Source organism: Pantoea sp. SOD02 (assembly GCF_024707505.1).
GTDB classification, from domain to species: Bacteria; Pseudomonadota; Gammaproteobacteria; order Enterobacterales; family Enterobacteriaceae; genus Pantoea; species Pantoea symbiotica.
Genome location: NZ_CP102604.1, coordinates 3,551,436 through 3,571,133 on the forward strand (window position 1 = coordinate 3,551,436; position 19,698 = coordinate 3,571,133).

Annotated in this window: 17 protein-coding genes and 1 tRNA gene; 10 read left to right on the forward strand and 8 right to left on the reverse strand. The window is 51.0% G+C overall.

The features are described 5' to 3' along the window. Positions 1 to 12: 12 nt before the first annotated feature. Entirely contained in the window at positions 13 to 2,871 is a 2,859-nt protein-coding gene (gene glnE / locus NR302_RS16345; protein ID WP_258143956.1) for a bifunctional [glutamate--ammonia ligase]-adenylyl-L-tyrosine phosphorylase/[glutamate--ammonia-ligase] adenylyltransferase, read from the reverse strand. 25 nt (positions 2,872 to 2,896) lie between these two features. Next, on the reverse strand, positions 2,897 to 4,207 hold the full coding sequence (locus NR302_RS16350) for an inorganic triphosphatase (RefSeq protein ID WP_258143957.1): 1,311 nt from the start codon (positions 4,205 to 4,207) through the stop codon (positions 2,897 to 2,899). Between the two features lie 204 nt (positions 4,208 to 4,411). Here NR302_RS16350 and NR302_RS16355 point away from each other — a divergent pair, with 204 nt between their 5' ends. Both NR302_RS16355 and NR302_RS16360 read left to right on the forward strand, forming a co-directional pair. After that, positions 4,412 to 5,035 (forward strand): TIGR04211 family SH3 domain-containing protein, encoded by a 624-nt coding sequence (locus NR302_RS16355; protein ID WP_008103426.1) that lies wholly within the window; start codon positions 4,412 to 4,414, stop codon positions 5,033 to 5,035. A 142-nt stretch (positions 5,036 to 5,177) separates the two neighbouring features. Beyond that, positions 5,178 to 6,410: a multifunctional CCA addition/repair protein gene (locus NR302_RS16360; RefSeq protein WP_258143958.1), complete on the forward strand. Its 1,233-nt coding sequence runs from the start codon at positions 5,178 to 5,180 to the stop codon at positions 6,408 to 6,410. 18 nt (positions 6,411 to 6,428) lie between these two features. Here NR302_RS16360 and bacA read toward each other — a convergent pair whose 3' ends face one another. Beyond that, complete coding sequence (bacA, locus tag NR302_RS16365) at positions 6,429 to 7,247, reverse strand: undecaprenyl-diphosphate phosphatase (RefSeq protein ID WP_008103429.1); 819 nt, start codon at positions 7,245 to 7,247, stop codon at positions 6,429 to 6,431. A gap of 191 nt (positions 7,248 to 7,438) precedes the next feature. After that, a complete protein-coding gene (gene folB / locus NR302_RS16370) occupies positions 7,439 to 7,798 on the reverse strand; it encodes a bifunctional dihydroneopterin aldolase/7,8-dihydroneopterin epimerase (RefSeq protein WP_008103431.1) in 360 nt (119 codons plus the stop codon). Between the two features lie 107 nt (positions 7,799 to 7,905). On the opposite strand from folB, the gene plsY reads away from it, so the two are divergent. Next, positions 7,906 to 8,505, forward strand: a complete 600-nt coding sequence (plsY, locus tag NR302_RS16375) for a glycerol-3-phosphate 1-O-acyltransferase PlsY (RefSeq protein WP_258143959.1) — start codon at positions 7,906 to 7,908, stop codon at positions 8,503 to 8,505. Positions 8,506 to 8,535: 30 nt separating this feature from the next. On the opposite strand, the gene tsaD is transcribed toward plsY, so the two are convergent. Further along, positions 8,536 to 9,549, reverse strand: a complete 1,014-nt coding sequence (tsaD, locus tag NR302_RS16380; protein WP_008103434.1) for a tRNA (adenosine(37)-N6)-threonylcarbamoyltransferase complex transferase subunit TsaD — start codon at positions 9,547 to 9,549, stop codon at positions 8,536 to 8,538. A gap of 281 nt (positions 9,550 to 9,830) precedes the next feature. Between tsaD and rpsU the strand changes: the two genes are divergently transcribed. The 3 genes from rpsU to rpoD all read left to right on the forward strand — a co-directional run bounded on the left by rpsU (position 9,831) and on the right by rpoD (position 14,117). Beyond that, positions 9,831 to 10,046, forward strand: coding sequence for a 30S ribosomal protein S21 (gene rpsU / locus NR302_RS16385; RefSeq protein ID WP_008103436.1), 216 nt, complete (start codon positions 9,831 to 9,833; stop codon positions 10,044 to 10,046). Positions 10,047 to 10,164: 118 nt separating this feature from the next. Further along, entirely contained in the window at positions 10,165 to 11,910 is a 1,746-nt protein-coding gene (gene dnaG / locus NR302_RS16390; protein ID WP_258143960.1) for a DNA primase, read from the forward strand. A gap of 365 nt (positions 11,911 to 12,275) precedes the next feature. After that, entirely contained in the window at positions 12,276 to 14,117 is a 1,842-nt protein-coding gene (gene rpoD, locus NR302_RS16395) for an RNA polymerase sigma factor RpoD (RefSeq protein WP_008103440.1), read from the forward strand. Between the two features lie 63 nt (positions 14,118 to 14,180). Here the strand turns inward: rpoD and mug are convergent, their stop codons facing one another. Next, on the reverse strand, positions 14,181 to 14,696 hold the full coding sequence (gene mug, locus NR302_RS16400; RefSeq protein ID WP_258143961.1) for a G/U mismatch-specific DNA glycosylase: 516 nt from the start codon (positions 14,694 to 14,696) through the stop codon (positions 14,181 to 14,183). Next, positions 14,693 to 15,280, reverse strand: a complete 588-nt coding sequence (locus NR302_RS16405; protein WP_258145209.1) for a TetR/AcrR family transcriptional regulator — start codon at positions 15,278 to 15,280, stop codon at positions 14,693 to 14,695. Before NR302_RS16405 ends, mug begins: the two co-directional genes overlap by 4 nt. Positions 15,281 to 15,414: 134 nt before the next feature. Between NR302_RS16405 and NR302_RS16410 the strand changes: the two genes are divergently transcribed. From NR302_RS16410 to NR302_RS16425, 4 genes are all read left to right on the forward strand, one after another. After that, positions 15,415 to 16,197: an SDR family oxidoreductase gene (locus tag NR302_RS16410; RefSeq protein WP_258143962.1), complete on the forward strand. Its 783-nt coding sequence runs from the start codon at positions 15,415 to 15,417 to the stop codon at positions 16,195 to 16,197. Positions 16,198 to 16,386: 189 nt separating this feature from the next. After that, positions 16,387 to 16,462: transfer RNA gene (locus NR302_RS16415), tRNA-Ile, on the forward strand. A gap of 431 nt (positions 16,463 to 16,893) precedes the next feature. Beyond that, complete coding sequence (locus NR302_RS16420) at positions 16,894 to 18,120, forward strand: hypothetical protein (RefSeq protein ID WP_258143963.1); 1,227 nt, start codon at positions 16,894 to 16,896, stop codon at positions 18,118 to 18,120. Between the two features lie 22 nt (positions 18,121 to 18,142). Continuing rightward, positions 18,143 to 19,204: a hypothetical protein gene (locus NR302_RS16425; protein ID WP_258143964.1), complete on the forward strand. Its 1,062-nt coding sequence runs from the start codon at positions 18,143 to 18,145 to the stop codon at positions 19,202 to 19,204. 268 nt (positions 19,205 to 19,472) lie between these two features. Here NR302_RS16425 and NR302_RS16430 read toward each other — a convergent pair whose 3' ends face one another. After that, a complete protein-coding gene (locus NR302_RS16430; protein WP_258143965.1) occupies positions 19,473 to 19,691 on the reverse strand; it encodes an ogr/Delta-like zinc finger family protein in 219 nt (72 codons plus the stop codon). Positions 19,692 to 19,698: the final 7 nt, after the last annotated feature.

Below are 19,698 nucleotides of genomic sequence, written 5' to 3' on the forward strand. Positions count from 1 at the left end.
AAGCCATCAGGCTCACTGTTCCGCGCTGTCAGATTCGGTGCCGCTTAACCAACGCTGCCAACTGTTGTTGACCACCGCGCGCTCAGCGACAAAGGCTTCAGATGCCACATGGCCCGGCAGTTCCTGCAGCGCCAGATGGTGCAGCGCATCACGTAACGTGACGTAAGCATGCGTTAAAGCCTGCGCCTCTTCATCCGGCATAATGCCGTGACGCGCCATTAACTCGAAAATGCGGACGTTATCCGACCAACGCGTCAACGCTGGCTGATGTGCCGCGTAGCCTAAGACAAGATATTGCGCGATGAATTCAATATCGGTGATACCGCCCTCATCGGTCTTAATTTCCCAGCGACCTTTGTGTTTATTGCTGAGATGCGCACGCATTTTTTCACGCATTTCACGCACTTCTTTTTGCAACGTATCGACTTCACGCGGCAGGCAAAGAATGCCACGCCGAATTTCATCAAAGCGTTCACATAGCGCAGGTTCGCCAAACACAATGCGCGCGCGCACCAGCGCCTGATGCTCCCAGGTCCACGCCTCGCTGCGCTGGTATTCGTTAAAGGCAGCAAAAGTACTGACCAGCATGCCCGCCGCGCCAGAAGGACGCAGACGCGCATCCACTTCATACAAAATGCCGGACGACGTGCGCGTGCTAAACAGATGCATCACGCGTTGCGCCAGGCGTAAATAGAACTGACGACCATCAATGACCCGCTCACCATCGGTTTCTGCATCATCTGGACAATCATGCAGGAACACCAAATCAAGATCAGAGCTATAACCCAGCTCCCAACCACCGAGCTTGCCGTAACCGACAACCGCAAAACCGCGCTCGTTGTCGCTGGTGAGATGCGATGGGCGACCATAGCGCTGCACCATCATCTGCCAGGCTTGCTGTACCACCGATTCGATAATCGCTTCTGCCAGCCAGGTTAAGTGATCACTCACTTTCATCACGGGCAGCGTTTCAGCAATATCGGCAGCGGCGATGCGCAGATGCTGCGCCTGTTTAAACTGGCGCAATGCTTCCAGTTGCTGCTCTTCATCATCGGTGGGAATACGCAGCAGATATTGGCGCAGTTCGTCACGATAAGCGTCGGTCGCGGTAGGTTGATACAGCGTTGCGGGATCGAGCAGTTCATCCAGCAGCAGCGGATAGCGCGCTAGCTGGCTGGCAATCATCGGTGATGCGGCACACAGGCGAATCAGATGACGCAGCGCGCCATGATATTCGGTGAGTAATTCCAGATAAGTGCTGCGCGTCAGCACGCCCAGTAACAGCGGTGTCAGGCGGTTCAGCAGCACATCCGCATCTTCGCGCGGGCAGACTTCACTGAGCAGACGCGGCATCAACTGATCAAGCGCCAGACGACCGCGCGGACCAATGGTGCGGCGGCTCACATCCTGGCGGAAGTTGTTCAACGCGTTGTAAAGCGCATGACGCTGCGCATCGTCCAACTGCGGCACAACCGGGACGAGATCGCTCTCTTCAAGTGCGTCCTGCCACAAACCAGCAAATTCGGCCAACTGCGGCTGGTCGTCGACATCCGGCGCATCGTCGCCAATCAGCTCATCAAAGATGGCGCGCACACCGGCCATTTGCAGCTCCAGCTGCGCCATCAGAGCGCTCCAGTCTGCCGCGCCCATCGCCCAGGCTAAGCGCTGGCGGTCGAGTTCGTTCTCTGGCAGCGTTTGCGTTTGCTCATCATTAATACTTTGCAGTAGGTTTTCCAGCCGACGCAGGAATAGATAGGCTTCACGCAGATGCTCGATCTGTTTTTGACTTAACAAAGCCAGCTCGCCAATTGCTTCAAGCGTAGGGAGCAAGGAACGCAGTTGTAGTGAGCGCTCACGTCCACCGCGAATTAGCTGGAAGACCTGCACAATGAATTCTGTTTCACGAATGCCGCCGGCACCGAGCTTGATATTGTCTTTCAAGCCGCGTCGACGCACTTCGCGCGCGATCATGCCCTTCATGTTACGCAGCGATTGAATCACGCTGAAATCGATATAGCGCCGATAGACGAAAGGCCGCAGCATTTGCTGCAATTCCTGGCTCCAGTGACCGTGATCGTCGCCCATCAGGCGGGCTTTGACCATCGCATAGCGTTCCCAGTCGCGGCCCTGCTCCTGATAATAATCTTCCAGTGCTGCAAAGCTCAGCACCAGCGGACCACTATCACCGAACGGGCGCAGACGCATATCCACGCGATAGACAAACCCATCCACCGTTGGCTGATCGAGCACTTTGATCAGGCGCTGCCCCATGCGCGTGAAGAATTGCGCATTGTCGAGCTCGCGCCGTCCACCTTGCGTAACGCCGTTTTCCGGCCAGGCAAAAATCAGATCGATATCAGAAGAGAAATTGAGTTCACAGCCGCCGAGTTTACCCATGCCGAGAATCAGCATCGGTTGGGCTTCACCGGCTTCATTGCATGGCGTGCCAAAGTCGCGGCTGCAATCCTGCCAAACCCAGTCGCGAGCAGCCGCGATGAGAATTTCCGCCAGCGTACTGAGTTGCTGCAAACTTTGTTCGGTAGTGGCGTGTTGCAGCGCCTGCATCCAGGCGATGCGTACCAGCATGTGACGACGGAACAAACGCAGTTCGCGCATCAGGGAGGTTTCGTTATCAACGGCTTGCAGCGCGTCCTTCAGCCAACTGGCATAGTGCTGCCACTCATCTGGCGCAGGCGCTTGCTGTTGCAGATGCTGCCACCATTCGGGATGCTGCTGCAGGTTATCGAGGATAAAGTCACTAAAGGTCAGCGCGCCCGCCTGTTCTGGCGTGAACGCTAAGGGTGGCAAATTAAGTCGCTCTGCCACATTAGCCAACTGCGCCTGCATTAGCGCCGGTAACGGTAACAACATCTTCTCTCCCTGATTGGATTTTTCGTTAGCGTTTGATTCCGCTATTAAGCCAGAACGGCGCTGGTTTAATCGCCAGATTCACCAGTTGCATTAAGCCGTGATTCTGTTTGACGCGAATGGCGTGCTGTAACTCCAGCCAGCCTTCCAGCCAAACATTCACCTCTTCCGCCGGATAAGCGCCCGCCAGCAGATTCACCGCCAGCAACTGACGATTCAGGCGCGTCGCTTTATCCTGAAACTCATAGAACAGTTGCACGTCCACGAAGGTTTCACGGAGATCGGCTGAGATGCGGCTCAGCATAATATCGCTGAAGCGCTTAAACGATCCCTGCAGCTTACTTTTGCTCTTGTCGTCGAGCCAGTTTTGCCACTGCGACTCCACCAGCCAGTGAGTAAGCGCTAACTGGGCTTCAACGGAGGTCAACGAGAAACACGTGGTTTCTGCATTATTCTCTTCATCGGCCAGCAACTCTTCCTGACGGGTTAACTTCTGGCGCAGATCGCTGCTGGCCTTGCGAGGCACCAACGCGCCAAACAGTGAGAACGCCTGACGCAGCGTTTCCAGCGCATCAACCACCGCCGCTTTGGCCTCTTTATTACCACGCAGCCACACTTCTTCATGGTATTGCCAATGATTCAGTGCCGCCGTCATCGCGTTAATCATGCCCTGCTCAACCGACGCTTTCGCGGCGATTTTCTGCAACGGCAACGTACGGATTGGACGCGGTAAATTACCCTGCGCCAGCTGGTAGCCGCGCGCGGCTTTGCTCAGGCTGCCGAGACGCAAGCCACCCATCGCAACCAGCGCTTCAGCGAATTTCAGCATGTCATCGCGCTGCCCACTTTTGAGCTCCAGCTCAACTTCATAAAGCGGTTCGCTAAATTCACCGGCAGCGACTTCGCCGCGGTCAAATGCCACTTCAATTTCACTGTCGCCAAATTGCACCAGCCAGGCTTCGCGCTGGAAATGGGTGCTGAACAACGGCTGCAGGTGCGATTGCAGTGCGGCGATATCGGTGTTCTGCGGCCAGATCTCGGCCGGCAGGCGCGCGATATCCAGCTGCGGCTCGGTGAGATCAACATTATATTCAGGACGCTGATGCAAGCCCCCGACGGTTTTACCTGCAGCTTTCAGTGTCATTTCATAGCGTTGGTCAACGCCACGAATACGCAGGCCCATGTCCCAACGACGCAATTGGTTGTCGTCGGTTTCATAATAGATATTAGTCAGCTCGCGCGCGGCGAAGTGCTGATGTGGCCACGCGGCAAGCTTTTCAGCCAGTTTTTCGGCGGCTTGCGGTGTAGCAATGAACTTTAATTCGATTTCGATGGTCATAATTTTTTATTCAATACGCTGCTGGCACTTACGAGTTTAATCTGGCGAAGAGTAATGCACCGGAAGCCCGCTGTCTCCGCTTTCTTGTGCTTTTACGACCCTTTTCGCACCGGATTGAGACCAGGATAGTTCTCATTCAGATTTTTGAGAAGCGTCTCCAGACTGTGCCGGTAATTTTACGCCATTAAGAAAAAACGACATCGAATGAAAAAAATCACACTTGCTGCCCTTTCTTTGCTGGCTTTCAGCGCCATCACGCCTGCTCATGCTGCTGACGAAAAGCGTTACATCTCCGATGAATTGTCCACTTGGGTGCGCAGCGGTCCGGGCGATCAATATCGCCTGATCGGTAAGCTGAACGCCGGAGAGGAAGTCACCTTGCTGCAGACCAACAACGATTCTCAATATGGCCAGATTCGTGATGCAGAAGGCAAAACCAACTGGATTCCACTGTCGCAGCTGAGCGCCAATCCCAGCCTGCGTACCCGCGTGCCGCAACTGGAGCAGCAGGTTAAAGACCTGACGGCTAAGCTGGCGAATATCGATAACAGCTGGAATCAGCGCACGTCCGAGATGCAAAACAAAGTCGCCAACAGCGACGGCACCATTGATGGCCTGAAAGCCGAGAATCAGAAGCTGAAAAATGAGCTGATTGTCGCGCAGAAGAAAGTGAGTGCCGCCAACGTGCAGCTGGATGACAAGCAGCGCACCATCATCATGCAGTGGTTTATGTATGGCGGCGGCGTGTTGGGCGTTGGTCTGCTGTTGGGTCTGTTGCTGCCGCATATGGTGCCGCGTCGCAAGAAAAACGATCGCTGGATGAACTAACGCGCCACGCAGATTTGTTCTTTTATTCAAGGGGATCGTAAGATGCCCTTTTTGGCGTGCCCGATATTTAGCCAAAGTATGCAACAATAAAGTAACAAGCGTGTTCAGCACGCAATTTCTGATTTGCCTCTGGAGTGGTTGAGTGAAGACGTTTCTGGTCGGTGGCGCAGTGCGCGATGCCTTACTGCGTTTGCCGGTAAAAGATAGAGATTGGGTGGTTGTTGGCGCGACGCCAGATTCGATGCTGGCGGAAGGTTATCAGCAGGTTGGCCGGGATTTTCCGGTTTTTTTGCATCCGCGCAGCCGTGAAGAGTATGCGCTGGCGCGTACGGAACGCAAAAGCGGCAACGGTTACACCGGTTTTGTGACGCAGTTCGCGCCGGATGTCACGCTCGAGCAAGATCTACAGCGCCGCGATCTCACCATCAATGCCATCGCCCAAAGCGACAGCGGCGAGCTGATTGATCCTTATGGCGGTCAGCGCGATTTGGCGCAACGCCAGCTGCGCCATGTTTCCGCCGCCTTTAACGAAGATCCGCTGCGCGTATTACGCGTGGCGCGTTTCGCCGCCCGCTTTGCCCATCTAAATTTCCGTATTGCCGATGAAACCCAGGCGCTGATGGGTGAAATGGCGATCAGCGGCGAACTGGCGCATCTCACCGCAGAACGCGTGTGGAAAGAGACGGAAAAAGCGTTGCTGACGCGCAATCCACAGGTCTATTTCCAGGTGCTGCGTGACTGCGGCGCGCTGCAGGTGCTGTTCCCGGAAATCGATAACCTGTATGGCATTCCGGCACCGATCAAATGGCATCCTGAAATTGATACCGGCATCCATGCGCTGATGACGCTGGCGATGTCCGCCGCGCTCTCGGATCAACTTGATGTGCGTTTCGCTACGTTGTTCCACGATGTCGGTAAAGCGCTGACGCCACCGGAAAAATGGCCGAGCCATCATGGTCATGGCCTCGCGGGCGTGCCGATTGTTGAAGCGCTGTGCCAGCGCCTGCGCGTGCCAAATCAGGTGCGTGATTTGGCATTAGTGGTGACTGAATTCCATGACGTAGTGCACACCATTGAGCGCCAGTCAGCGGACGCATTAATCGCGCTTTTTGATCGTATCGATGCCTGGCGTAAGCCTGATCGCGTGGAGAAAATGGCGCTGACCAGCGAAGCGGATGCGCGCGGGCGTGCGGGCCTGGAAAGCATGGCTTATCCGCAAGGCGATTATTTGCGTCTGGCGTTTGCGCTGGCGCAAGCGGTACCCACCAAAGATGTGGTTGCAGCAGGCTTTAAAGGGGCAGAAGTGCGGGAAGAGTTGACGCGTCGGCGTGTTGCGGTGCTGCAGTCGGAATTGATTAACGCGCGGCCAGTGTAACCGGCCGCGCGGGATGACTTACATAAAGATGGCGTAAACCACGGCCGCAACAATGAAGCGGTAGATAGCGAAAGAGACAAACGAAATACGCTTGATCAGCTCAAGGAACACTTTGATTGCCAGCAGCGCCACAACGAAGGCGGTGACAAAACCGACGGCAAACATCGGGAAATCCTGCATTGTCAGGAAGCCGAGGCTCTTGTAGAGATCCAGTCCGGTTGCACCAATCATCATCGGCACCGCCAGAATGAACGAGAACTCCGACGCCGCATAACGGCTCACGCCCATCAGCATACCGCCAGAAATCGTCGCACCTGAGCGCGAGAAGCCCGGCCACAGCGCCAGACACTGGAAGCAGCCAATCATAAACGCTTGCAGGTAAGTGATATCGTCAACGCCAACTGCTTTAGGTTGCTTAGGCTTGAAGTATTCCGCCACCAGCAGCAGCACACCGCCGACCACCAGCGCATACATCACGTTGATCGGGTTAAACAGCGTTTTAATTTGATCGTGCAGCAGCAAACCAATCACCACCGCCGGCACCATACCCAACAAAATATGAATCAGCGTCAGACGACCTGTACCGACACCTTCATGTTTGACCTCACCGAAATGAATGCCGATCAAACCAAACAGGCGGCGCCAGAACATCACGACCACAGCGAGGATGGAACCGAGTTGAATTACAACTTCGAAGGTTTCAGCGGTCTGGCCTTCAAAACCCAACAGATGACCAACAATAATCATGTGGCCCGTGGAAGAGACCGGCAGGAATTCCGTGAGGCCTTCTACAACCCCCAGGATTGCAGCTACCCAAAGCTGGTGAATGTCTGCCATCAAAATATTTCCTCTATCCGTTTTAAACAGTAAAAAGGCGGTCGCAAAGGGCTACCGCCTGAAATTATGCCTGCGTCACGCTGAAGGAAACCTTAAGAAATTCGGTCACTTCCTGCTCGTTAGCGCAACGGCCTCAAGTGAGACACACCATAATTTGGTTTGGTTTCATTGTGATGGCAATCACGGAAGTTTTATTTCGGAATAGTCCCGCGCTCAATACGCACGCCAACGCTGGCCGCCTGGGCTACAGCGCCCGGTTTGCCTACCTTTATACGTACTCCAGGGGTTTTGAAACGATTCATCAACAGATCGGCGATTTCTTCTGCCACCCTTTCAACCAGGGCAAAACGCTGGCCTTGCAGATGATTGAGGATCACTTCGGTGACATCGGCGTAGCTCAGGCAATCATTCACATCGTCGCTGGCCGCGGCCTGACGGTTGTCCCACGCCATTTCGACATCGAGCACCAGCTTCTGCTGCATACCCTGTTCCCAGTCGTAAACGCCAATAGTCGTGAACACGGTAAGCTGCTCGATAAATACGATATCCATGATGTCAGTCTCTGTTTTTGGCTAAGCCGGATACCACTTCCGGCGGATTATGCGTATTATCCACGCTTATCGAGAACAAAACGACCCAAAAGGAACGGTACGACGCTATGAGTGCTATCGCGCTTGGTATGATTATTTTCGCGTATCTTTGCGGCTCGATTTCCAGTGCGATACTGGTCTGTAAACTGGCTGGTTTACCCGATCCGCGTTCGCAAGGCTCAGGCAATCCTGGCGCGACCAACGTTTTGCGCATTGGTGGCAAAGCCGCCGCTGCGGCGGTGCTAATTTTCGATGTGGCAAAAGGCATGCTGCCAGTGTGGATCGCTTATTTGCTGCACGTTGCCCCGCTCTATCTTGGCCTCACGGCGATTGCTGCCTGTCTGGGCCACATCTATCCGGTGTTCTTTCGTTTTCGCGGCGGTAAAGGCGTGGCGACCGCCCTTGGTGCGATTGCGCCGATTGGCTGGGATTTGACGGGATTGATGACCGGCACCTGGCTGCTGACGGTGCTGCTGAGCGGCTATTCATCGCTCGGCGCGATTGTCAGTGCGCTGATCGCGCCGTTTTACGTGTGGTGGTTCAAACCGCAATTCACTTTCCCCGTTTCGATGCTCTCGTGCCTGATTCTGTTGCGGCACCACGACAACATCCAGCGCCTGTGGCGCGGTCAGGAAAATAAGATCTGGAAGCGGAAAAAGAAGAAATAAAAAAACCGGCGCGAGGCCGGTTTTTTCGTTTTAGATGGCGGGTAATTCTGCCAGCGGCCAGCGCGGCCGCACGCTGACGCCGAGCCCACCACTTGTGCCGCCTTTGAGACGCACCATGCCCGCATAAGCAATCATCGCGCCGTTATCGGTGCAAAACTCAGGGCGCGCGTAAAACACTTCGCCACCACGCTTTTGCATCATCTCAGCCATGCGCTCACGCAGAGTGCGGTTCGCGCTGACGCCACCCGCAATCACCAAACGTTTGAAGCCGGTTTGCTCAAGCGCACGTTTGCACTTAATCATTAAGGTATCAACCACCGCATCTTCAAACGCGCGAGCGATATCCGCACGGGCTTGCTCGTCGCCCTGATGCTCGCGAATGGTGTTCGCTGCAAAGGTTTTCAGGCCGGAGAAGCTAAAATCCAGCCCCGGACGATCGGTCATTGGCCGTGGGAAGCGGAAACGGTTTGGCGTGCCCTGCTGCGCCATACGCGACAACATCGGTCCGCCCGGATAATCCAGCCCCAGCAGCTTGGCAGTTTTATCAAACGCTTCGCCTGCCGCATCGTCAATCGATTCGCCCAGTAAGGTGTATTCACCAATACCGGTCACGCTGATCAATTGTGTATGTCCGCCGGAAACCAGCAGCGCAACAAACGGGAATTCCGGCGGATTTTCTTCCAACATTGGCGCCAGAAGATGCCCTTCCATGTGATGCACCGGCACCGCCGGCACATTCCAGGCGAACGCCAGCGCACGACCAATGGTGGCACCAACCAGCAACGCGCCCACCAATCCGGGTCCGGCAGTGTAGGCAACGCCATCAATCTGTTGTGGTTCAAGGCCTGCTTCTTTCAGTGCCGCCTGAATCAGCGGCACGGTTTTACGGACGTGGTCACGCGATGCCAGTTCCGGCACCACTCCGCCGTAATCGGCATGCAGTTTCACCTGGCTATATAGTTGATTTGCCAGCAGACCGGACGCATCGTCATAGATCGCGATGCCGGTTTCATCGCAGGACGTTTCAATACCCAGAACTCGCATAGCTTTTATCACCCTCTTCGTGCGGCGCGCAGTGTAACACAGGCAATTCTCACGCCAGAGAGTTTGCCCCTGAAAAAGTGTTTTTCTGTCGCACAAAGAGTGCGCTATACTCCACGGCCTGAAAAAACCGGCAGCCGCGATGGCATTTGCCCCTGTTGGTTCTAAATTATACATGGTGCTTTACAAGTCGGCCGCGGCTGGAGTAAAATGCTGCACCATTTTGAAATGTGCTGGCGCCGCAGTCAGCAGCAAAAACCGAATTTTATCGAGGTAAGAGTTACATGCCGGTAATTAAAGTACGTGAAAACGAGCCGTTCGACGTAGCACTGCGTCGCTTCAAGCGTTCATGCGAGAAAGCAGGTGTTTTGGCAGAAGTTCGTAGCCGTGAGTTCTACGAGAAGCCTACCACTGAGCGTAAGCGCGCTAAAGCATCTGCAGTTAAGCGTCATGCCAAGAAACTGGCTCGCGAAAACGCACGCCGCACTCGTCTGTACTAATTTCTTGCGGAAGCTTGCTTCCGCCGCGTGATAAACGCAGACAGAGTCAAGTAAAAGGCCGTGCTTTCCGAAAGGAAGCGCGGCTTGTTGTCGTTTATGAGCTGAAAAATCGGGGCTTATGGCTGGACGAATTCCACGCATATTTATCAACGACTTACTTGCCCGCACGGACATCGTGGATATTATCGATGCCCGCGTTAAGCTGAAAAAGCAGGGTAAGAACTATCACGCGTGCTGTCCTTTCCATAACGAGAAAACCCCCTCTTTCACCGTAAGCGGTGAGAAGCAGTTTTATTACTGCTTCGGCTGTGGCGCCAAAGGTAACGCCATCGACTTCCTGATGAATCACGATCGTCTGGAATTTGTTGAGAGCGTTGAGGAGCTGGCCACGCTTCATGGCTTAGAAGTGCCGTATGAAGCGGGCAATGGTCCTAGCCAGATGGAGCGCCATCAACGTCAAAGTCTTTATCAGTTGCTGGATGGCCTGAACGGCTTCTATCAACAGAGCCTGCGTAATCCACAAGCGCAATCTGCACAGAATTATCTCGCCACGCGTGGTCTTAGTCAGGAAGTGATCGATCACTTCGCTATCGGCTATGCGCCTGCCGGTTGGGATAATGCTCTGAAGCGCTTTGGGCAGCAAAAAGACGATCGCGAATCACTGATGGAAGCGGGCATGTTGGTCAGCAATGACTCAGGCCGCACCTACGATCGCTTCCGCGATCGCGTGATGTTCCCTATTCGCGATAAGCGTGGCCGCGTGATTGGTTTTGGTGGCCGCGTGCTGGGCAACGATACGCCAAAGTATCTGAACTCGCCTGAAACGCCGATTTTTCATAAAGGCCGCCAGTTATACGGACTTTATGAAGCGCAGAAAAATCATCCGCAACCCACGCGTTTGCTGGTTGTCGAAGGTTATATGGACGTGGTGGCGCTGGCGCAATTTGGCATCGATTATGCCGTTGCATCGCTGGGCACCTCGACCACTGCTGAACACGTTCAGCTGCTTTACCGCTCAACGGATACCGTGATTTGCTGTTACGACGGCGACCGCGCCGGACGTGAAGCGGCATGGCGTACGCTCGAAACCGCATTGCCTTACATGAATGATGGCCGTCAGCTACGCTTTATGTTTTTGCCCGATGGCGAGGATCCGGACACGCTGGTACGCAAAGAGGGCAAAGAAGCCTTTGAAGCGCGGATGGAGCACGCTACACCGCTCTCCACGTTTCTGTTCGACAGCCTGATGCCGCAAGTGGATTTGAGTACACGCGATGGCAAAACCAAGCTGGCGACACTGGCGTTACCGCTGATCAGTCAGATTCCCGGTGAAACGCTGCGTATTTATATGCGTCAAACGTTGGGTAATAAACTCGGGATTCTTGACGATAACCAGTTAGACAAGCTGATGCCGAAGCTGGCGGAAAGCGGAGTGCTGCCAACTGCCCCACCGTTGAAGCGCACCACCATGCGCGTATTGATCGCGTTATTAGTGCAGAATCCGCAATTTGCCTCCATCGTGCCTACACTGGATGGACTGGAGCAGTCAAAAATGGCGGGTTTACCGCTATTTGTGGAGTTAGTCAGTCGTTGTACAGAGAATCCTGGCCTGACCACCGGACAGCTACTAGAGTTATATCGCGGAACAAATTTTAGCCAGCCCCTTGAAACACTGGCCACCTGGAACCACATGATAGTGGATGAAGAGGCTGAAGAAGTGTTCCAGGATTCACTGGCAAGTATTTACGATGCCGCGCTCGAACAGCGCCTTGAAGCGCTTATCGCACGCGAGCGAACGGAAGGCTTAAGTGCCATCGAACGCCGCGAGTTCTGGGCTCTAAGCCAGGCATTAGCGAAAAAATAAGATTTTTACTTGGTTAGATCAGTTAGCGCTCTTTAAGCTCCTTTTCTGACTCATTCTCCGGACAAGGCTTGTATATAAGCGAAACCGGAAAAAGGACCGTAGGCGTCGAAGTCAGTTTCGTTACCGCCAGCGCGCAGCAACCGGAGCGTACTGAAGTACGTGAGGATTGCGAGCACTGCCGGGGACGAAAATGACGAGTGAGCCAGGTCCGAACAGAATTCAAGCGGCTTAAGTGCCGATTATAGAAGGGCAAAGGCCCTGGCCGCGATGTAGGCAGCGGCAAAAACACAACGCCTTCACTGTTATTGTTGGCTTTCGCCGCCGACCGACACCAATCTAATTAACAGAAGTGTGGATACCGTCTTATGGAGCAAAACCCGCAGTCACAGCTTAAGCTACTTGTCACCCGTGGTAAGGAGCAAGGCTATTTGACCTATGCTGAGGTCAATGACCATCTGCCGGAAGATATCGTCGACTCCGATCAGATCGAAGACATCATCCAGATGATTAACGACATGGGTATTCAGGTTGTTGAAGAAGCGCCTGATGCTGATGATCTGATACTGAATGAAAACAGCTCCGATACTGACGAAGATGCCGCAGAAGCCGCCGCTCAGGTTTTATCCAGTGTTGAATCTGAAATTGGCCGTACCACCGACCCGGTGCGCATGTACATGCGCGAAATGGGTACCGTTGAACTGCTGACGCGCGAAGGCGAAATTGACATCGCTAAGCGTATCGAAGACGGTATCAACCAGGTCCAATGCTCTGTAGCCGAATATCCGGAAGCGATCACCTATCTGCTCGATCAGTACGATCGCGTAGAAGCGGGCGATGCTCGCCTGTCTGACTTGATCATCGGTTTCATCGATCCGAACGCAGAAGAAGATATCGCGCCGACCGCCACCAACGTCGGTTCTGAGTTATCACAGGAAGACCGTGATGACGACGAAGAAGAAGATGAAGACGATGACGACAGCTCTGATGACGATAACTCAATCGATCCAGAACTGGCTCGCGAGAAGTTTGGCGACCTGCGCACGCAGTACGAAACCACGCGTACCGTCATCAAAGCCAAAGGCCGCAGCCATGCTGACGCCGTAGCCGAAATCCAGAACCTCTCTGAAGTGTTCAAGCAGTTCCGCCTGGTACCGAAGCAGTTCGATTACCTGGTAAACAATATGCGTGAAATGATGGAGCGCGTGCGTACGCAAGAGCGCCTGATCATGAAGCTGTGTATTGAACTGTGCAAAATGCCGAAGAAAAACTTCATCACGCTGTTTACCGGCAACGAAACCAACCCAAGCTGGTTCAAAGCCGCGCTGGCGATGAACAAGCCGTGGTCTGAGAAGCTGCTGGAAGTTGAAGATGATGTGAATCGTTCGCTGTACAAACTGCAGCAGATCGAAGAAGAAACCGGCTTGACCATCGAGCAGGTGAAGGACATCAACCGTCGCATGTCTATCGGCGAAGCGAAAGCGCGTCGTGCGAAGAAAGAGATGGTTGAAGCAAACTTACGTCTGGTTATCTCTATCGCGAAGAAATACACCAACCGTGGTCTGCAGTTCCTCGATCTGATTCAGGAAGGCAACATCGGCCTGATGAAAGCCGTTGATAAGTTTGAATACCGTCGTGGTTATAAGTTCTCAACTTACGCCACATGGTGGATTCGTCAGGCTATCACCCGCTCTATCGCTGACCAGGCGCGCACCATCCGTATTCCGGTGCATATGATTGAGACCATCAACAAACTCAACCGTATTTCGCGTCAGATGCTGCAGGAAATGGGCCGCGAACCGACGCCGGAAGAGCTGGCTGAACGTATGCTGATGCCTGAAGATAAGATCCGCAAGGTGCTGAAAATCGCTAAAGAGCCAATCTCTATGGAGACGCCAATTGGTGATGATGAAGATTCGCATCTGGGCGATTTTATCGAAGACACCACGCTGGAACTGCCGCTGGATTCCGCTACCTCGGAAAGCCTGCGCTCAGCGACCCACGACGTGCTGGCTGGCCTGACCGCGCGTGAAGCGAAAGTTCTGCGTATGCGTTTCGGTATCGATATGAACACCGACCACACGCTGGAAGAGGTTGGCAAACAGTTTGATGTAACGCGTGAGCGTATTCGTCAGATCGAAGCCAAGGCGCTGCGTAAACTGCGTCACCCAAGCCGCTCAGAAGTACTGCGTAGCTTCCTCGACGATTAATCTTTGTCGAGACGAAAAAACCCCGGCTTGCCGGGGTTTTTTATTGCCTGAAGAGTCACTCTATCAAGCATTACTTTGCAGCCAATCATGCAGTTGACGATAGGATGCGGCCATCTCTTCCAGCGTCGCACGATTTAACCCGCTCGGATTAGGCAGCACCCACAAACGCGTTTCACCCAGCGTTTGCGGCTGCTCACCCCACTCAACTTTGCGCTGACGAAATGCTTTCTGGAAGGCATCTTTGCCCAACACCGCCAAGGCACGCGGTTGATAGTGCAAAATCTTTTGCTGCAAGCGTGAACCACCGTCGCGTAATTCATCGCCGTCCAACTCGTTAGCCTGCACCGTCGGACGCTCCACCAGCATGGTAATGCCACAGCCGGTTTCCAGCAGCCGCTGCTCCTGCTCGGGCTTGAGTAACTCGCGCGTAAAGCCCGCTTGGTAAATCACCTTCCAGAAGCGATTGCCGTGATGGGCGAAGTGAAATCCAGTGTGCGCCGACGACTTGCCCGGATTGATGCCACAAAACAGCACCTGTAAATCAGGCGCAATGATGTCGCGGATATCGTGCTCACTCATGCCATCTCCAGTCCGGCGCGTTGTTTTACCGATCGACGACTACTCGCCAGCATAGTGCGCGCTTCCTCGTCGTCCGGACAAGCGCGAGCCATTGCCACCGCACCAACCATCTCAGCCAAGATAGTGGTCGCCGCGTCATCCGCATGCGGATGATTAAGCTCATTTAGCGTCAACGCCAAACGCTGCCGCATTGCTTCACGCCGCTGTGAAAACAACGTACGCGCCTCGACGGGTAAATGCGCCATCTCACTCACCAGCGCAGGCAGCGGACAGCCTTCCCCCGGCGTGTTGCAATGCCGCTCGGATAAATAACTATCAATCAGCTGATTCAGTCGTTCAGCGGGATCGTTAATTGAGGTGATATCCGCAAAGCGTCGCGCTGAATCGGCAAACATCTCAGCGATCACCGCTTGTACCAGATCTTCGCGGGAGGCGAAGTGGGCATAAAAGCCGCCGTGCGTTAGACCGACGCGCTTCATCAACGCCGCTACGCCAATGCTTTCAGTGCCGTTCTCGCGCATCACCACCGAGGCTTCATCCAGAATGCGCTGTCGTGTACGCGCTTTATGGCTCAGCTTTTCCATCTTCATTGACTCCGACATCGTTGATGGCAATCAGTGTAATTATTACAACCATCATATTCTAGCTTGACGACAAATATTATGATCGTCATATTAAATCTCGTAAATATGATAATCATCATTTAGAGGAACACACCATGTCACAACAACTGGCTTTGATCACCGGCGCATCAAGTGGAATTGGCGCGACTTATGCGAAACAACTGGCAGCACGTGGCACAAACCTGATTCTAGTGGCACGCGATGAAGCCAGGCTCAATCTGTTGGCACAATCGCTGCGTGAAGCGCATGGCGTTGAAGTCAGCGTGCTGGCTGCCGACCTCACCAACCACGATGATTTGCTAAGAGTTGATCGCGAAATCCAGCAAAACAAAGCGATTACGCTGCTGGTAAACAATGCTGGTATGACTGTCGAAGGCGAATTCATTGACGGTGACATCGCGAAAATACAAACCATGCTGACATTAAATATCGTTGCGCTAACACAGCTGGCCCACAGTGCTGCACAGGCATTTCGTGCACGTCGCAATGGCACGATTGTGAATATTGCTTCAGTGCTAGCGCTGGTGAGTGAATCAGCTAATGGTGCATACAACGCCAGCAAAGCGTATGTGCTTTCCCTGACTCGTAATCTTCATCGAGAATTAGCCGAAAGCGGTGTGCGTATGCAGGCTGTGTTGCCAGGCTTAACGCGCACTGAGATCTTCGAGCGCGTAGGAAAATCTATTAACGATCTTCCCGCTGAGATGCTGATGGAAGTGGATGATTTAGTCTCGGCAGCGCTGCGTGGACTTGATGCCGGCGAGCTGGTGACAATCCCATCCGTGGAAGATGTGCAGCTTTGGCAGACTTATGAAGAGGCACGCATCGCCATATTGCCCTTCATCTCGCTCAACAAGCCTGCAACGCGCTATTTGTAGTATCGACAAACTTTCGAATGAGCCTGGTCTCAAAAAACGCTGATGATTGGGCGCTTAATAAGCGATAGAGCGTGGGATAGTAGATTTTTCTTTTTGAGATCAAAGAGTCAGCTATTGCTGTAATTTTCACCATCCAAATGGTGAACTCTGGATCACCCTAACAAGATACTCTATAATCCCCGCTCCGCTGGCCCCTTAGCTCAGTGGTTAGAGCAGGCGACTCATAATCGCTTGGTCGCTGGTTCAAACCCAGCAGGGGCCACCAAATTTAGTGATGTAAATCATGCAGTTAAGCCACCTTTTATGGTGGCTTTTTTGTTTTTTGAATCTATCATTGGCAGCAAAATGGCAGCAGATTTTTTCTATCACCACTCACTGCAGTATAATTCGACGAACCTAATCTTAGTTACAGGGTTAGAAAGGTAGTTTTCAGCACAAGTTGGCAATACTTATATCATCAGCTATAGATAGACCAATGCTAATGAGGAATGTTGTAGTTAGAAAGATCAGTTCAATTTGAGGAATACAACATTTGTCATTGAGATCATTGATACAAATTAGGTTTATTAAAGCTCTTTTAAAGATAAATTCGCTTGTAAACTAAAGTTTTTGTTTTCAAAAGGTGACTAGATCAGTTAAAAATAGGAATGAATAATTGGTTATCCTTCATACTGTTCAAAGGACTTGGAGCAAGAAATGTCAGAACAAAATTATATAAGCAAAATACAGGATACAAGGGTTGACTGTTGGTCTGCCTTAGTTGAATTCGATGTAAAAGATTATCTTGAACTTGCTGAGAAAGCTTACAAGGAAAGAGGTGGGATAAAACATCAACGTGATGCTTTGAAAACCACTACAGCTAAACGGATCCGTAGCAGGCTTGTCGAAGACTTAAGAAGAGGTGCGGTCATCCCTCCGTTGGTAATTGGCATAGTTGCTGATGACGAAGACTGGACAAGAATCGCGAGTATTTCACAAGCCGATCAAGTAAAGGAGTTACTTAAGAAATACTACGAAGATTTGTCTATTATTGATGGAATGCAACGTACAACTGCTCTTAAAGAAGCATTAGCTTTGGACGGCGAGGTTGGGGACCACCTAATAAGAGTTGAAGCATGGATTGCTAAAGGTACTGAAAGTTTAATATATCGAATGCTCGTTCTTAATACGGGACAGGTGCCTTGGAATCTTAAACAACAACTTGAAGTAGTTTACGCTCCATTAGTAAAAACAATCAGAGAAAAAGTTAGATTTCATAGACTCCTGTCTGGTTCTGATAGACGATGGAAAGGCGGGGAGTTCAAAACGGATTCATTGATTGAGTCTTATATAGCTTTTGGTTTACGCCGAACCGAGGTAGATACCCAAGAGAGTTTGGCTGATGAGTTCTCAAGGCTGGATATTGCAGAAGCACTAACAAATAAAAAGTATGATCATTATTTCTATAGAGTAGTACAAATGTTAGTAAACTTCGACATTGCTATATCAAGGTATAATGAAGTTGTCAATGAAGATACCGCAGATCCTTCTGATAGCTCTGATAGTTTAGAAGTCGGAATAAAATCGAGAAAACTGGTCAGGGGAAGGAATATATTTGATACTCAAGCTGCACGAGTGGGTTTCATAGTAGCTTGTGCCGTTAGTATTCTTGGCAGAGTAGGAATGGATAAAGAAGAAGATATTAGTGAAGAGAGATGCACCTCTTTAGAGAACTCTTGTAGTGAATTAGTTCAAAGGATAAATTCATTAGAGGTACAAGAATTAGAGAGCTTTTTACTATTAGATGTTTTAGCTGAGAAACTATCACGTAGACCGAGTTCTGCTGTGGGTAGATGGGAACGTTCTTTCTTTGAGTCCGCATTCCGTGTGCTAATTGAAGAAAACTTTAACGTACCAAATATGGAACCATGCTGGCGAGCTTGATATGTCTAGACAAAGAATTGAAATGTCAAAATATATTTTTGATAAAATACATGAATCCGCATCTTTACAGGATCCAATGTATACATCCGATGATCACGCAAGATGGCTGGTTCGTAAAGACCAAGCGGATATTGATATTATGAGTGATGCTGAGGTCAAATTTATTTTATTAGGTGTTAATAAACTTGTAGCAACTATCAAATATGAAAATGAAAATTACTTTTGTTTCAGTGGATTAGGTGAAGCTGTTAACCTTCCGGCCAATCTAGAAGAAATTGAGTCCACTCCGGGATTATTCGCATGTGTCATCTACTGTGCACAATTGAAATCTTTTGCCACAGCATCCCAAGCTAGAGACGCATTAGAGCAGCAATATAGAGGGGTTGATGAATATTCCGGGCATGCGCTTGAACAAATAGAGGATCTCTTCCAGAAATTATATTTTGCAAAAGCAAACATAGATGCCAGTTCAACTTACTTAAATAACTTAGATCGTGTGGCAGGAGCGTATATTGCGTCACAATATTTAAGTCATCCATTAGAAATTAACTATAATTTGCGTTCTAGACTTATTACATTTTTCGAAGCTGGTGATGAAACCATACCATTTAATTTACCTTTACAAGGTATTTTATCTTACAACTGGCCATCATTATTTCTAGACCTTTATCGATGCCTAGAGCAATTATACACAGTTATAAAATTAAAAAGTTTGGTTGAAAAATTACCATACAATGGCGCTCTTGCGGAACTAGCATATTTGCTTGAAGATCAATTATCATGGAGGCCTAAGGAGCAGGATGCATTAGCAAGTATATTATCCAGTTCAAATGAGGCAACTCGCTCAAAGGTAATATCTGCTTTTAATCCTGATACACAAAGCGGAATGGAGTATTCTGCAAGTAAATGTGCAGCCCACATTTATAAACTCAGAAATTCTCATGTCCATTTTCGTCCCGCAATGAAAGCTGAGACTAGATCAACGGAGCAATGGAATGAAATTGTAATAGCTATGTGTGATATGGTTGATGAAGTTTACGAGGCTCTTGGTAATGAGTTCCTCAAAAATAGGGTTAGCTCATAGTAATTAAAACTAAGTCGTTGATTAAATTTACATCTTCTTTAACCCTATCCTTCAGAATACATTACTAACAATAACTCCTGAAGGATAGCTATAAAAATAAATTAAAATCACATCTTCAATACTATTCGTTTACTCCCCCCTTCAATTAAATTATCATAAATCGCCCATTCATTTTTTAAGGTTAAATAATTATGCATTAACTAATGAATACTAAAACCATAATATTCAAACAGTCAAAGCCTAACGGGCAATAAATAAATCGCAATATTTAAAACCATAATTTTTGCTGCTGGTTTCTTCCCGGATGCGGAGGCACGGGTTTAACACTACCAGGCTTCATAATGATCTCAGAAACCGTTTCATGAGATTTAAACGTACAGCTGCAATTGATGTTCTGGCACTGGTTATATCGTTCTTTAGTTGTTGCTGATACCTGAAAGCTGCTGCGGGTATGTGCGGCATTCCCGCACAAAGGGCAATTCATCATAATGTCT